This window comes from Odoribacter sp. N54.MGS-14 (assembly GCF_000980295.1).
GTDB lineage: Bacteria > Bacteroidota > Bacteroidia > Bacteroidales > Marinifilaceae > Odoribacter > Odoribacter splanchnicus.
This window is the reverse complement of record NZ_LARL01000073.1, coordinates 1-15,983: the sequence shown is the minus strand read 5'-3', so window position 1 is coordinate 15,983 and position 15,983 is coordinate 1. Positions and strand designations below refer to the sequence as shown.

The 15,983-nt window shown below is 44.4% G+C and carries 13 protein-coding genes; 10 read left to right on the top strand and 3 right to left on the bottom strand.

The annotated features are described in order from the left end of the window. Together WS42_RS12445 and WS42_RS12440 are read left to right on the top strand one after the other, a co-directional pair. On the top strand, window positions 1–689 hold a 689-nt coding region (locus tag WS42_RS12445; protein WP_286728575.1), incomplete at its 5' end, for a hypothetical protein. A 277-nt stretch (window positions 690–966) separates the two neighbouring features. Continuing rightward, on the top strand, window positions 967–1,458 hold the full coding sequence (locus WS42_RS12440; protein WP_195446279.1) for an MFS transporter: 492 nt from the start codon (window positions 967–969) through the stop codon (window positions 1,456–1,458). 101 nt (window positions 1,459–1,559) lie between these two features. Here the strand turns inward: WS42_RS12440 and WS42_RS12435 are convergent, their stop codons facing one another. Next, window positions 1,560–2,267, bottom strand: coding sequence for an inorganic diphosphatase (locus WS42_RS12435; RefSeq protein ID WP_046451182.1), 708 nt, complete (start codon window positions 2,265–2,267; stop codon window positions 1,560–1,562). A gap of 400 nt (window positions 2,268–2,667) precedes the next feature. Then, entirely contained in the window at window positions 2,668–4,590 is a 1,923-nt protein-coding gene (locus WS42_RS12430; RefSeq protein WP_046451184.1) for an alkyl/aryl-sulfatase, read from the bottom strand. 159 nt (window positions 4,591–4,749) lie between these two features. Here WS42_RS12430 and WS42_RS12425 point away from each other — a divergent pair, with 159 nt between their 5' ends. The 8 genes from WS42_RS12425 to WS42_RS12395 all read left to right on the top strand — a co-directional run bounded on the left by WS42_RS12425 (window position 4,750) and on the right by WS42_RS12395 (window position 14,658). After that, a complete protein-coding gene (locus tag WS42_RS12425) occupies window positions 4,750–5,616 on the top strand; it encodes an AraC family transcriptional regulator (protein WP_087394423.1) in 867 nt (288 codons plus the stop codon). 108 nt (window positions 5,617–5,724) lie between these two features. Then, the gene (locus tag WS42_RS12420) at window positions 5,725–6,054 is read left to right on the top strand and encodes a hypothetical protein (RefSeq protein WP_046451180.1); all 330 of its coding nucleotides are present in this window, start codon (window positions 5,725–5,727) and stop codon (window positions 6,052–6,054) included. Window positions 6,055–6,177: 123 nt separating this feature from the next. Then, window positions 6,178–8,055: a methylmalonyl-CoA mutase family protein gene (locus tag WS42_RS12415; RefSeq protein WP_046451179.1), complete on the top strand. Its 1,878-nt coding sequence runs from the start codon at window positions 6,178–6,180 to the stop codon at window positions 8,053–8,055. 38 nt (window positions 8,056–8,093) lie between these two features. After that, window positions 8,094–10,250, top strand: coding sequence for a methylmalonyl-CoA mutase (scpA, locus tag WS42_RS12410; RefSeq protein WP_046451178.1), 2,157 nt, complete (start codon window positions 8,094–8,096; stop codon window positions 10,248–10,250). A gap of 191 nt (window positions 10,251–10,441) precedes the next feature. Further along, on the top strand, window positions 10,442–12,331 hold the full coding sequence (locus WS42_RS12405; RefSeq protein ID WP_022161467.1) for a DUF4139 domain-containing protein: 1,890 nt from the start codon (window positions 10,442–10,444) through the stop codon (window positions 12,329–12,331). A gap of 8 nt (window positions 12,332–12,339) precedes the next feature. Beyond that, window positions 12,340–12,462 (top strand): hypothetical protein, encoded by a 123-nt coding sequence (locus tag WS42_RS15610; protein WP_256316196.1) that lies wholly within the window; start codon window positions 12,340–12,342, stop codon window positions 12,460–12,462. Window positions 12,463–13,197: 735 nt separating this feature from the next. After that, complete coding sequence (locus tag WS42_RS12400) at window positions 13,198–13,590, top strand: hypothetical protein (RefSeq protein ID WP_022161466.1); 393 nt, start codon at window positions 13,198–13,200, stop codon at window positions 13,588–13,590. 153 nt (window positions 13,591–13,743) lie between these two features. Beyond that, the gene (locus tag WS42_RS12395) at window positions 13,744–14,658 is read left to right on the top strand and encodes a glutaminase (RefSeq protein ID WP_046451177.1); all 915 of its coding nucleotides are present in this window, start codon (window positions 13,744–13,746) and stop codon (window positions 14,656–14,658) included. An 81-nt stretch (window positions 14,659–14,739) separates the two neighbouring features. Here WS42_RS12395 and WS42_RS12390 read toward each other — a convergent pair. Next, window positions 14,740–15,983: PCMD domain-containing protein (locus tag WS42_RS12390; protein ID WP_046451176.1), on the bottom strand; the 1,244-nt coding region annotated here is incomplete at its 5' end.

Genomic DNA, 15,983 nt, shown 5'->3' with positions numbered 1-15,983 from the left:
CAAGCGAGCACGTGATTTATTCTGATAAAACGTTTGGTAGTTTTTTATATGATGAATTGAATCGTCGTTTCCTAGGTTTTACAGCTAATTATGCAATATCAACTTTTAAAGATGATGGGGAGTTTCCTGCGAACAATTTACCGGAAGATTATAAACTTCTTTATTTAGGTTATAATAGTTTTGGCAGTGCATCTGCTTATGCCATATTTGCAGATGGACACCAAAAAAAGTATTTGTACCATTTGGATTTGTCAAAACGAATCGTAAAAGATAAACAAACTTTGGAAGGTAGATTGGCTGATGCTGTACTTTATGCTAATAATGAAACGCAAGCTAATGTAGTATACGGTGTTGTGGATAATGAAGTATGGATGTATTCGGTAGAGAGCGGAGAAGAACAGAGATTGAATTTGAATGAATTGGATGGTGAAATCACTTATGTAAGTAATCGCTATTGGACAAATGATGCTATCGATAGCCAGAATAATTTCAATTATTTAGCTGTTGGGACTCATAAGGATGGAAAGTATCGGATTTATTTATATAATACGATTGGTGGAAAACCGACAGGAGGATCAGTGCGAATATTGAAAGGAGAAGGTAAAGTTGTGAAAGTACACTTTAATTCACCTGGTATGCCGGAGGATAATGCAAAGGCACAAGGGGGATATCCGATTTCGTCAAATTGATATTATTATAACCTAAACAAGAGTGCGACTCAAAAAGAAATTCTCTTTCTTACGAATTGAATATTTGGAAAAAGTCTCCACTAAGAGTACGAATAATAAGGGCGATTCAGACTTTTGAGTCGCACTCTTGTTTTTATAGGAATTATAATTTGGAATGTAATAGGGAGATAAAGAGGGGATATAGGCGAAGTAGCATGGTTATTTTCGCTATATTTTCATAATATAGGATGCGGTTCGGCAGATTATCAGCAACAATTACAGTCCGGTTCCCGGAGTCATGGATGCAGAATTTGTTACCAATCTGGACGCGATGTATATTATTCTTCTCCAGATTGCCGTATCCAGCCTCGTCATGCGTTTGAAGTCGCTGAAATCGATGATATCGGGTTGCACCGTCTGCTCCATCGGTATGGCTCTTACCCTATGCTCACAAAATGTATTATTTACCCTGGTAGCCATCCTGATCTTTTCGTTGGGTGAAATGGCTGGTTCTCCCAAAATCACCGAATACATCGGACGGATAGCCTCTTCTGATAAAAAAGCTTTGTATATGGGATATTCTTTTATACCGGTGTTTCTAGGGAATGTGTTCGCCGGTATTATTTCCGGAGGCGTCTATCAGCAAATGTTGGATAAAGTAGTTATGGTGCGGAAACTAGTAGCAGAGAAGGGCTTACAACTATCGGATCAGCTCTCGAACAATGCTTATTTTGAAGAAGTAGCCCGGCAACTCCAGTTATCGGGTCAAGAATTAACTCATTTATTGTAGGAGAAATACAATCCTTCCGGGATATGGGTGGTTATATTGGCAATAGGGCTTTGTTCAAACCTATTTCTCTGGATATACGATAGATTAACAACCCGGAAAATTCAGGCCCGGTTATGAGGTTCGGCCAGTAGTTGCGGCAAATACTTTTGTAAAGCCGACATATCCGGATAGATCAAGTCGGCTCCGGCCTCTTGCAATTGTTTTTCAGGAATAGGCCCTGTATTTACGGCGATAGTGAAAACTCCAGCCGCTACACCGGCTTTTACCCCCAAAGGGGCATTTTCTATAATGAAAGCTTCGTCGGGCATAGCATGTGCTTTTTGCAGGCCTTTCAGGTAAGGTTCCGGATGGGGTTTACCATGCTCGACATCGAAAGCGGTCACCAAAGTCGAAGCATTGACAAAACCGGCATATTCTTCGGTCAACCGTTTCAACAACGATTGTTGACCGGAACCGGTAACGACAACGGGCAATAAACCGTGCTCCCGGACAATCTTCAAAACTTCTTTGGCACCTGGCATAGGCCCGGCCTCGGGCAGCTCATTAAAATATTTACTTTTTAAGGTATATAGTTCTTCAATCTCCTGCTTAGTCGCTTGCCGGTGATAGGTCCGTTCAAAAATCAAATTAATTGTCCATTCGGCTGTAGCTCCCTCATATTGATAAAATTCATCTCTTTCACAAGGGATCTCCCGGGAAGATAAAGCTCTATACCAAGCTAACGTATGATTCTTCATCGAATCGAATAATACGCCGTCCATATCGAAGAGTACAGCTTTCAACGGATGTCCTTTTTTTATCTCGACCATAATAAAACACAATTCGATAACAAAACGAAAAACAAACGAATTTGTTCGTTTAGCTTAGTATAAATAAAATCGTATTCCCCATTCTCACCGACCAGATAATAAAGTCAATCGATGGCAGGAACTTTATCTTCAGTCATAATCATCAATTAGCGGACAAATATATAAAAACTCGCTCACATACGGATGGCTTTGGAGAAAATAATGCAAAGTGTTTGAAATCGAAAGGGATACATAGTTTTGTACCAGATCCTTCTATTAGTGGCTTTTGACCATTTTTGGGGGAGTCAGGAGAACAAATTTGTTATATCTGCTGATGTAAACTTAGTCACCTGAGATGATACGAAAAGGCGGATACACATCTATGTACCCGCCATGTTAAAAATCAATGTATTGTTCCTATTTACGGCAACACAATTTTGAAGTTAGGATCTGCCGGTTCGTAGGCACTACGGATCATATCTATAGCTTTGGTGTCTCCGGTAGTTTTCACCTTGTTCGTCTTACGCAAAGTTTGTAAATCCGTTCTGCCGAAGAACAGTTTGACGAAATCCATTTTCGCAATCTCCATGGTCAGGTCAGCTTTTTTATCCTGACTGCCAAGGCGGTGATTCAACACCCCATTTTTGAGCATCAGCATCACCTTCTCCTTCGTATCTGTGAAGTTAATGTTGATAACAGCTTCCTTTCCGCCAGCTTTCTCCCCGTTCAACTGGATGGCACAGTAGTCGAGCAAAGTGCCCATATCCATCTGGGACAATACACCGTCATTGATGAGTTTTGAGGTGTAAGGCACAGCCTTCTTGAGTAAATCTTGAGCTCCAGTCAAGTAGAAGTTACGCCACGGACCGCTTTCCGCCTGATAACCCAATTGGGAATATGTGTCGGACAACAACTGGCGTGCTTCTTTGTTTTCGGGTTCGGCAAAAACGAGATTATCCAGTAGCGTAGCCACCCAACGGTATTCACCTTTGGCATACGAGGCCTTGGCCACTTCGAGTACCTTATCTGCACCACCTATAGCTTCTACATACTTGGCGCCCAATTCCGAAGGGGGCAACGGGTTAAGGTGCGCCGGATTACCATCGAACCAGCCGAAGTAAAGGTCATACTGTGCCTTGACGTTGTGGCTCAGCGTACCGTAGTAGCCACGGCAGTTGAACTGCGATGCCAGCGAAGCGGGGAGTTTCATCTCTTCGGCAATTTCATCAGGTGTCAGACCACGGTTAGCCAAATGCAGGGTCTGGTCGTGCAGATAGCGATACATATCACGTTGAGCTTCCCAGTAGTCCACGATGCGTTCATTGCCCCAGGTGGGCCAGTGATGGGTGGAGAATGACACTTCCACCCGGTCACCGTAACGTTCGATAGCCGTATCCACCGCCTTACTCCACAACAGTCCGTTACGCACTTTCGCACCACGCAGCGTTTGCAGATTATGCATGTTGTGCGTCATATCTTCTGCCGTACAGAAGGCTTTCAGTTGCGGAAGCCAAATCATGATTTCTACGGGAGCTTCCGTGTCAAGTACATAGACAAACTCCATCTCCACGCCGTCAATGGTGTGTTTCTCTCCGGTGTTTGCTATTTCAATGGTAGGGCGGGCGATACCTTTGCTACCCGTTGACATACGCTGTCCCAGACCACAACCCAATGTACCTTTTTCACCCGGTTGCAATTGCAAACCATACATATAAGTGGCACGGCGGGTCATAGCCACTCCGGCCAGCACGTTTTCGTTTTGTGCCGAGGCCATGAAGCCTTTGGGAGCGATGATGTCGAAATCCTTTTTAGATGAAGCCTCCTTCATCGCAGTGATACCTCCGTAATGGTCGCCATGAGGGTGGGTGAAAATTACGCCTTGTACAGGTAGGTCTGCCACATGCTTTTTTATGAGGTCATAGCCCGCCTTGGCAGCGGCATCTGTAGTCGTCACGTCAATGATAATCCAGCCATTATCAGAACGGATGAAAGTCATGTTGGCTATGTCGAATCCTCTCACCTGATAAAGTTTGCCGGGTATCACTTCAAATAGTCCGTTTATGCGGTTGAGTTGCGACTGTCTCCACAGACTCGGGTTGGCTGTCTGAGGAGTATTGCTCTTCAGAAAATCCCATTCTTCCACAGAATAAGATACTTTGCCTTCTTTATCCAGTACAGCGTTTCCATCGATGCTTGCGATAAAGCCCCGGTTGGCATCTTCATAATCCTGACGGTCGTTGAAATTCAGTTCCGTCTTTACAGCTTCGTTGGCACGGATAGTGTGTTCCGTAGCCGATTTCTGCGCCAAAAGAACTGACGGAATAACCGTCAGTGAGAGCGCCATAGTCAATAACTTTTTGTTCATTGTCATCTGATTTGATTTCGATACAAAGTAACGGAGATTTTTCACGCTTGTAAATGTGCTTTTCTGCATTTTATTTGTATATTCGTACGATTATTAAGGGTTGAATAGTTTATTAACCCTATTTACATGTCTATTTGTATGATTCAGTCTATATTTACATTCGATAAATTGCTTCAACGCTTGCAGTTGGGTAAAGAGGTGACTCCTTTCGTGATTTGGCGCGAAAATGACCTTTTCGGCACACACGATAATCCGGTAAAGATAGACATCCCCTGTCTTTTTTTGTGTCTGGATGGAGAAATGCAATTGGATATCAACTTACAGTCCTATCGCTTCAACCGTGAACACCTGTTGTGTTTCATCGCCCCCTGTGCCTGTCGTATTGTAAGTCGTAGCCCCGGCTTCCGATGTGTGGGGCTGTTGCTTTCCAAATCTTTTTGGAGGCAGCTTGTTTTAGCAGAACGTACCTTGGGAAAGATTGCGATACGTGATGCTTTCATTGCCGTCAATGATGATGAGCACGGGCGGTTGACTCGCTTCTACGAGCTCCTATGTCTTTGCGCCGATGCTCCTGGTTTGAGAGATTCCGCAGATACTCTTTATCCGCTCATCCTGGGTATGTTCTGTCAAGTACGTAATATCTGTCGGCGGCTGGAAGACACTGCCACTCCCGCGTCGCACAGTGAGAAGATCTTTTATGATTTCCTCGATTTGCTACACACCCATTACCGTAAGCAACGGCGCGTATCATTTTATGCCGGCGAACTTTCACTGACACCCCGCCATCTTACTACTGTAATCCGACTGGTGAGCGGACGCAGTGCCGCACGGTGGATAGAGGAATACATTGTGCTCGAAGCACAGATTCTGTTGCGTAATTCACCAATGGCCATTAAGGAAATAGCCTACGAATTAGGGTTTAATGAACAATCACTTTTTTCCAAATATTTCAGTCGTGTTTCGGGTAGTTCCCCCGAAAGCTACCGTCGTTCTTCTACAGCATAGAGCATCCGGTTAGACCGGACGGTTTTAGTTTACTTTCTGGATTTTCAATAAAACCATTATCCAAAGCCAGTTGGATAATGGTTTTCTATCTGCAGTGATTTCCCCGGGTTGGCGGCTCCTTTCGTCGGTCGGTGGAGATACGAAGCGAATCAGCTGTATTATGAGATGGAGGTGACTGCCGGAATTTATAACCTGTGTTTTTATTCCGTGAAAGATACGCTTGGAAATGAGTTGTGGTATGGAGTTACACGTTTCCGGATGAAAAAAGAAGGCGATAAGCTGATTTGCGAAGAGTTGGATACCCGGCAAAATGAATTGGGGATCGGGGAATGGCAATCGGTAGATCAAAATGAATTGCGGATAAAGATATGGGATAACGGTAATCCGGAAGAAGCCGGAACCGTACGTATTTATCGGCGCCTGAATGAGGAAGGATAAAAGTGACGGGGGTACAAACGTTCTAAATACGGAAAAAAGGCACTAAATAATTTTTTTAATCCTTTGAAAGGGTTAAATTTGTTCGTTTTTTCAAACAAACAGTTACAGTTAAATATATAAATTATGGCAGAAAAAGAAAATTGTAAGCTTTTCAGTGAGTTTGCGCCGAACACAATGCAAGAGTGGATCGACAAAGTCACTGTCGACCTGAAAGGGGCCGATTTCAATAAAAAGCTTGTATGGAGAACCAATGAGGGTTTTAATGTTCAGCCGATGTACCGGTTGGAGAATATGCAGGATCTGAAAAATCTGGATTGTCTACCCGGCGAATTCCCGTTTGTGAGAGGTAACAAAAAAGATAACAACGATTGGTATGTACGTCAGGATATCGTTGTGGAAGATCTGGCTGAAGCAAATAAAAAAGCATTGGATGTATTGAATCGCGGTGTCAACTCACTGGGTTTTGTACTGAATGGATGCCAGGAATTTACCAAAGCAGATATGGAAGTCCTCCTGAAAGACATCTGCCTGGAATGTGTGGAAATCAACTTTGTCGCCGGATGTAAAAAAGGAAGTATCCTGGATGCATTTAAGGCTGTTGTGGAAGAAAGAGGTATTGCACCTGAAAAAATACAGGGGGGAATCAATGTCGATCCGTTGACCGCTCTCACCCGGAAAGGAAAGAACTGTTGCGACAAACCTTTCGAAAACGTAAAAGTAAATCTTGAAAAAATGGCTGCCTACAAAAACTTCAAGACCATTGAAGTAGGTGGATATGTTTTCAATAACTCAGGATCTTCTATCGTTCAGGAGTTGGGATTCTCACTGGCTGCCGGTGTTGAATATCTGGACAAACTGACGGATGCAGGAATGAAGATCGATGAAGTGGCTCCGAAAATCCGTTTCCACTTCGCTACCGGTTCCAAGTATTTCATGGAGATCGCTAAATTGCGGGCTGCCCGTTACTTGTGGGCTCACATCGTGAAAGCCTACAATCCGTCTTGCGATTGCAAATGTAAGATGAATATCCATGCAGAAACTTCTGAGTGGAATAAAACCGTATACGATCCGAACGTAAATATGCTGCGTACTCAGACCGAAACGATGTCGGCCGTATTGGGCGGTGTCGATTCGTTCACCGTTCATCCGTTCGACGATACCTTCGAATGTCATCCCTCCGACGTGGCGGAACGTGTTGCCCGCAACCAGCAGTTGTTGCTGAAAGAAGAGTCGCACTTTGCCAAGATCGTCGATGTTGCCGGCGGTTCATATTATATCGAGGAACTGACCCAGAATATTGCTGAAGCTGCCTGGAAATTATTCCTGGAAACTCAGGAACAGGGAGGATATATCGAAGCATTGAAGAAAGGGTTTGTTCAGGCTGCTGTGAAAGCTACCGCCCAGGCTCGTGACCTGGCTATCGCTCAGCGTAAAGAAAACTTTGTGGGTGTTAACCAGTTCCCTAACTTCAACGAAAAGATCGATCGTCAGCTGTGTGCCTGCATCTTCGAACCCGAAGACGAAACTGCCGAAGGCGCTGAAATCGAAACCCTGAAACCTTACCGCGGACCGGCTGCATTCGAGGCGATGCGCCTGCAAACCGATGCTTTCTCGGCTAAAAACGGTCGTCCGGTTGTCTATATGTTTCCGATGGGTAATCTGGCTATGCGTAAAGCACGGGCTCAGTTTGCATGTAACTTCTTCGCTTGTGCCGGATTTGAAGTAAAAGACAACAATGGCTTCAAGACGGTCGATGAAGGGGTTCAGGCGTGTCTGGACAATAAAGCCGCTATCGTTGTGCTGTGTAGCTCCGACGATGAATATGCCGGATTTGCACCCGAAGCTTTCGAAAAACTGAAAGACAAGGCTATTGTTGTGGTTGCCGGTAATCCTGAAAGCCGTCCGGAACTGGAAGCCAAAGGATTGATGAACTATATCCACGTGAAGAACAATGTACTGGAAGAACTGAAAGGCTACCAGGTAAAATTAGGTATTAAATAAAGTAACGGGTAACTCTGTAACTTTTTAACTATTGAAACATGAAACCGAATTTTAAAGATATAAATATTAAAGCGTCTGAAAAGGCTTCCATGAGCGCCGCTGAATGGGAAAAAGCCAACCACATCGCTAAAAACTGGACGACCCCTGAGTTGATTCCGGTGAAACCGGTATATACTGCCGATGATTTGAAAGGTATGGAACATCTGGATTATGTTGCCGGTATTCCTCCTTATTTGCGTGGACCGTATTCTGCCATGTATCCTTTGCGTCCCTGGACGATCCGTCAGTATGCCGGATTCTCTACCGCTGAAGAATCGAATGCTTTCTATCGCCGCAATCTGGCTGCCGGACAGAAAGGTTTGTCTGTAGCGTTCGACCTGGCTACTCACCGTGGATACGACTCCGACCACCCGCGTGTGATCGGTGATGTCGGGAAAGCCGGTGTGGCTGTCGATTCTATCCTGGATATGAAGATTCTGTTCGACCAGATTCCTTTGGATAAGATGTCCGTATCTATGACCATGAACGGGGCCGTGCTTCCGGTGCTGGCTTTCTATATTGTTGCCGGATTGGAACAAGGAGCTACCCTGGAGCAGCTGTCCGGAACCATTCAGAACGATATCCTGAAAGAATTTATGGTGCGTAATACCTATATTTACCCGCCGAAATTCTCGATGAAGATCATCGCCGATATCTTCGAATATACGTCCAAGAATATGCCGAAGTTCAACTCTATCTCTATTTCCGGTTATCACATGCAGGAAGCAGGTGCTACCGCCGATATCGAGTTGGCATATACCCTGGCCGACGGTTTGGAATATCTGCGTGCCGGAGTAAACGCCGGAATGGATATCGATGCTTTCGCTCCGCGTCTGTCCTTCTTCTGGGCTATCGGTACCAACCATTTTATGGAAATTGCTAAAATGCGTGCCGGTCGTCTGTTGTGGGCTAAGATTGTTAAACAATTCAATCCGAAAAATCCGAAATCCCTAGCTTTGCGTACACACTCCCAGACTTCCGGTTGGTCACTGACCGAACAGGATCCGTTCAATAACGTAGGACGTACCTGTATCGAGGCTATGGGGGCTGCTCTGGGACATACACAGTCATTGCATACCAATGCTTTGGATGAGGCTATTGCATTGCCGACCGACTTTTCTGCCCGTATTGCCCGTAATACTCAGATTTATATCCAGGAAGAATCTACCATTTGTAAGGCTGTCGACCCATGGGCCGGTTCTTACTATGTAGAAAACCTGACCAACGAATTGGTACACAAAGCCTGGGCACATATCCAGGAAATTGAAAAACTGGGTGGTATGGCTGCTGCTATCGAATCGGGTATTCCGAAACTCCGTATCGAAGAAGCTGCTGCCCGTACACAGGCTCGTATCGATAGTGGCGAACAGACTATCGTGGGTGTAAATAAATATCGTCTGGAAAAAGAAGATCCGATCGATATCCTCGAGATCGATAATACCAGCGTACGTGAAGCTCAGATCGCCCGTCTGAAAAAACTGAAAGCCGAACGTAATCAGGCTGAAGTAGACGCTGCTCTGGATGCTATCACCAAATGTGTCGAAACCGGCGAAGGTAATTTGCTGGAATTGGCTGTAGATGCTGCTAAGAAACGCGCTTCTCTGGGAGAAATCTCCTATGCATGTGAAAAAGTTGTCGGACGTTATAAAGCTGTTATCAGAACCGTGAGTGGAGTATATTCAAGTGTTGCCGGCGAAGATGCCGACTTCGAGAAAGCAAAGGCAATGACCGATGAGTTTGCCGAACTGACCGGACGTCGTCCACGTATCATGATCGCTAAAATGGGCCAGGACGGTCACGACCGGGGAGCCAAAGTGGTTGCCACCGGTTATGCCGATATGGGCTTCGATGTCGATATGGGACCTTTGTTCCAGACACCGGAAGAAACGGCTAAACAAGCTGTTGAAAACGATGTGCATGTCGTTGGTGTTTCTTCTCTGGCTGCCGGACACAAAACGCTGGTACCAGCCGTTATCGCCGAATTGAAAAAATTAGGCCGGGAAGATATCCTCGTATATGTGGGTGGTGTAATTCCTCACCAGGATTATCAATTCCTGTTCGATGCCGGTGCAATTGCCGTATTCGGACCCGGTACGAAAGTATCGAAGAGCGCTATCCAGGTCATGGAAATTTTGCTTCAACTGGCCAGGAAGTAAAAATATTATCCGATGATAAAGAAACGGCTGCCGGGGTTCCGGCGGCCGTTTTGTATTATCATGGCTCCTGTTGTTTTCGGTTCGGTAAAATCAATCAAACCAGTTTGTTGTTTTTGCTCTCACCTTTCACTATATTTGTATACTGAAACAAAGGTCAGAGGAATTATAGATACCTTATTTTAATTGGGATTATGGAAAAGTTCAGGAATTATGTAGGGCTGGTTCTTTGTCTGTGTATAGTGACCACGGTGTCGACGGCGCAGCGCAAAGTGGAAACGGTGGCAGAGAAAGTCATGCTGTTTATCGACGGAGCACAGGTAACCCGTACTAAACGGGTGGACATCCCGGCTGGCAATTCGGCTTTACTGTTTACCGGTCTTTCACCTTATCTCGATGCCCGGAGTATGCAGGTGAGTGCGAAGGGAAAACTGACGATCACGAATGTGAATCTGCAATATAATTTCCTGGACAGTGTGGCGGTAGGGCGTAAGCAGGAGCAGTTGCAGCAGACTTTGAAAAAAATAGAAAAACAACAGGAAGAACGGAAAGCGGCTCTTGCTGTCGTGAAGGCGGGGCAGGAGGTATTGAAAAACAATTGTACGATAGGTGGTAAAAGCAATGCGTTGACTATGGCGACTGTCCGGGAAGCGACCGCTTATTTCACCGAACGGATGAAAGCGCTCACTGCCGAAGAATTGACTATTGGCGGGCAGCTGGAAGAACTGTCCGGGCGGCATCGGCAGGTGTCCCGGGAATTGGCCCAGGTGAAAGGGAAGGACTTGAAACGTACCGGGGAAATCCTGGTGGGTATTCATGCTCCGGCTGCCTGTACCGTAACCTTTACCTTGAGCTATTATGTTAAAAATGCCGGTTGGTTTCCTTCCTACGACATTCGTTCGGAGAGCCTGACCGAACCACTTTCCATTACTTATAAAGCGAATATCTTTCAACATACGGGCGAAGCATGGAAAAATGTCGCTTTGTCGCTCTCTTCCTCCAGTCCCTCAACGGGGAATGTGGCTCCCCGGCTGTTGCCTTATCGGCTGAATTATGGATGGGCGGCACCGGTCTATCGCGATGAAATGAATGGAAATAACGTATCGGGTATTGTTTCGGATGCCATTACCCATGAACCCTTGATCGGAGCTACGGTTAAAATTCCGGGTACTACTATCGGTTGCGCTACGGATGTCGACGGCCGTTATTCGTTGACGATGCCCGAGGGACAACACCGGTTGGAATTTGCGTATATCGGCTATACTTCGCGGACGGTTGATGTGCGTAGCAATACGTTGCATGTTGTCTTGGATCCTGATACGCAAAGTTTGGAGGAAGTGGTGGTTGCCGGTCATGGCTCTCCCCGGAAAGTCCGGAAAAACACTCTGGCTCTTAGGGCTACCGCGCCTGTGGAAGAGGTAGTTGCCGAAGAGGAGGCGGGGAGCATACCGATTGAAGTAGAACAAACCCGGCAACCGACAGGTTATGAGTTCGGGATTAAGATGCCCTATACGGTTTTATCGGACAATAAGCCTATTGTGGCAGAGATAGGCCGCTATGAACTGCCGGTCTCTTATGTCTACCGGTGTACTCCGAAAATCGATAAAGATGCCTTTTTGATGGCACAGGTTACCGATTGGAGCAAGCTTAACCTGTTGGAGGGAGAAGCCAACATTTATTTCGAAGGCACGTTCATCGGTAAATCGGTGCTCGATGTGAATACGGCCGGGGATACGCTTTCGTTTTCTCTCGGACGCGACCGGCAGATTGCCGTACAGCGCACGAAAGAGCATGAATATACCTCGCGGAAACTGATGGGAGCTATGCAGACACAGACGATAGGTTGGAAAATATCCGTTCGGAATAATCGTCCGCAGGCGGTTGATCTGACTCTTTACGATCAGTTGCCCGTCTCCGCCAACAGCAGCATTACCGTGACTGCCGAAGAGGTGAGCGGTGGCAAAGTGGACGGCGATACCGGTATCGTTACCTGGCCGTTGACCTTGCAACCCGGCGAACAGCGCGATCTTATCCTGCGTTATAAGGTGAAATATCCGAAAGACAGACGGTTGGAGGTAGAATAAACGGACCGATGGCAGAAGAACAGGAAAAAAATATTATCCGTTTATTGGCGAAAGGCGACGAAGAAGCGATGGGCATTTTATTCCGTAGTTATCATCGGCTTCTTTGGAAGCCTGTCTTTTCGGGGCGGTGAATAAAGCGGCACTTAAAACCATGAGGGAGGCCGGAAAACGCTATTTTGAAGATTTCAAAAATTCTATTTCTTGTTTTTTGCTGTCTTTTCTGACTATTCGGCTTGTCGGGGCGGCCACTATTCATGCCACCTATTGCAGGTGATTTGCAGGTCTGGAACCTCTCAGGATAGGGATTAACCCTTATTCATCTCCGATTCACCTCCTATACAACAACGTCGGGAATAAGGAGTGAATAGGCTATGAATAGGAGATGTAACGTTTGTATTGCCTGTCTTCACCCTGTTTGGTAAATTTTCTTCTGTTTTTTGTCACCTATTTTGGATGTTTTAGAATATAAATAGAAGTGTTTATATATGTTACCCTGACTGTATGTTTATAAGTGTAAATATGTATATAACTGTCCAAAACAATAGATTAGATTTTATTAAATCTACAGGAAAAAGTGGTTATCCGGAAAGGTGACCGCTTTTTTGTCGGTATCCCGGTGACAATTGTTTTTGGGTGTGGAGATTTTACCCAAATCTGTAGAACGAATAGGGGGATTTTCCATATAATAAATGTAAATAGAGTATAACTATTCTGTTTTATGATTTTTAAGTAATTGATTAATAATGATTTGTTTTACGCTCCCTTTTGCTGCGAAATTTTCGGCATAAGTTTTTCATATTGTTTTACGAACGCGGTTAGAAATAAGAGTTCGACAACATAATTATTAACAATTAAATTTGAATGTCATGAAAAATTTAGTAAAAAGCGCATTTGTAGCATTGGTTGTATGTGTATTTGCTATTCCGGCATCTGCTGAAAGTCTGATGATCGCTCCCGTAAATGTACAGGATACTGTGGTGAAAAAGGATACCGTGGTGAAAGAAGAAGCTCCGATGCTATTGGCTCAGGAAAAAGTGACTTATACGAAAATAGAGGTAGCTGAAGTACCTGAAAAAGTGGCTGCTGCAGTAACGGCAAAATATGAAGGTTATACGACCAAAGAGGCAGCAAAAGGTTCTGATAACAGTTATAAACTGATTATAGAAAAAGGAGATTCCACATTGACCGTTTATTTCAATGAGGCCGGTGAATTTCTGAAAGAAGAAGCTCCTCAAAAAGAAGGTACTGCCTTGGTTTAGTCCTATCCGAATAGGCTCGATAAGCAAAGAATTGTCCTGAAAGGTTCTACCTCGAACTTTCAGGACAATTTTTTATATGAAGAATCATTTTTTTACTTATGAAAACGTTTTAAACGTTTTTTGGTGTATCTTTGTGCGCCTAAAAAAATACTTATGGATTACGGGATTGTCATTGAAAAAATACACCAGGAATTGAAAGCCTATTGGGGAAAAGGAAAGGTGGCGGATTATATACCGGCTTTAGCGGGAGTAGAGCCGAAACGATATGGAATAGCTATCGAGACATTGGACGGACACTCTTTTCAGGTAGGAGATGCGGATATTCGTTTTTCTATTCAGAGTATCTCTAAAGTATTCGCATTAGCCATGGTAACCCGTCATTTGGGTGATCGTATCTGGAAGTTCGTCGGACGTGAGCCTTCGGGGAACCCTTTTAATTCGCTTGTACAGTTGGAATATGAACATGGTATTCCGCGTAATCCTTTTATCAATGCCGGGGCTCTGGTGGTCACCGATCGTCTGATGAGTCTTTATGAACAGCCTAAAGATGCTATTCTCCAATTTGTCAGAAGTATATGTGGCAATGACGATATCTACTATGATAAACACATTGCCCGCTCGGAACGTGAACATGCGGACCGGAACATGGCTTTGGGCTATCTGATGAAAAGCTTCGGTAATATGGAAAATGATGTGGAAGATGTGGTGGATGTATACTGCCATCAATGCGCCATTGCTATGAATTGCAAGGAGCTGACCAGAGCTTTTTTATTTTTAGCAAACCATGGAGTGAATCCTTTTAATCAGGAAAAAATTCTGACGGTCAGTCAATCCAAACGTCTGGGGGCCTTAATGTTGACTTGTGGTTTCTACGACGAATCGGGAGATTTTGCTTTTCGGGCAGGACTACCTGGGAAAAGTGGAGTCGGGGGAGGAGTGGCTGCCTATATTCCGGGTAATTTAGCCATTACGGTGTGGAGTCCCGAATTGAACCGGCATGGAAATTCACTTATCGGTATGGAAACTTTGGAGCGGTTTACGACGGATATTAATAATTCTATTTTTTGAAATTCTTTTTTTATTGTAAGACGGTGTAACAAAATATAAATTATTGATACACCGTCTTTTTATGTAAGCTTGTGCAAGCTTTTATTCTACGACTAATTCAATATCATCCACAATCAGTTCACTTCCCGGAGCTCCCCAAAACTTGTCACCATCCTTGCTTGAAGTGAAAGCTATTGACAAACGATATTTCTGATTCGGGTCAAACTCTTTTTTGTATTCGAACCTGATTTCAAACTCTTTCCATTCTGCTTGTGCACCGCCGGAAATGGTTGCAATGGCTGCCACACGGCTTGATTCAAGAATGTTGTTGTCATTATCGTTAGGAACACCTGTCAGGCAATCGCTCCATTCCTCGGTATCATACTCATCTGTAGTATAAAGAACCGCATTGATAGAAAACTGGTCTTGCTTGCTTTCATCCAAAGTGGAATTATGACAATTATCACTATAAGGAGCTTCGCACACATAAAATTTTTCGCCTGGTGTGTACTTATACCATCCTTTTACGGAGATAGGCTTATTGGAATAAGGGATACCAAATTTAGTACTATTAAGGGTGTTTGCTATATCTGTTATAAACTTACCCAGGAATAAAGTGCCGGTAGTAACCTTAGGAGCTTTGGCAAGGTATAAATCTTGTCCTTTTGTATCAATAGACTTAATCAAAGCTGCCTTTTCTCCAGAATGGGCATCGTTAGTTTCCATCACCACATAACTATCTGCCAAACTAAAAGCTTTCAGAAAATGAGCACCTGTATTACTGCTTGCCCAACCTACCGGTTCATAGAAGGTCATATCAGGTTCTTGACCTTCTACTCCGGCAACCCAGTCCTCAAAGCCGAAAATCTGTCCTTTCATCGAGATGGAAACCGAATATTCAACAGTCGTTCCGTTTTCAGCGATTACAGTATAAGTAACAGTCTTACCATCCGAGAAATTTTGTGCAACACCGCTTACCGGAGATACCGTAGCTTTCTCAGATATGGTAAATTGAGGTTTCAGTGCACTCAAATCCTCTTTTGTGGCTTCATCACTTACTTTAAAAGTAATTGTATGAGTTGTTTCATCGATTACCGGTTGTTCGAGGATGATTGGGTTATCAATAGTAAATGTCAGAATTTTCGCCTCAGAGTTCTCATCTCCCTTTAGTTTCGTACCATTAAATTCTACCTCTACTTTCTGGCCCAGTGCAGCAACATCAATATCTAAGTCAATCTTTGTCTTTCCGTTACCGATTGTACCTTCTACAATTACACCACATTTATCGATGGGCTGTGCCAATGTCAGTTCTTGATTACCGGTAAATGAGTATGTTTCACCGACTT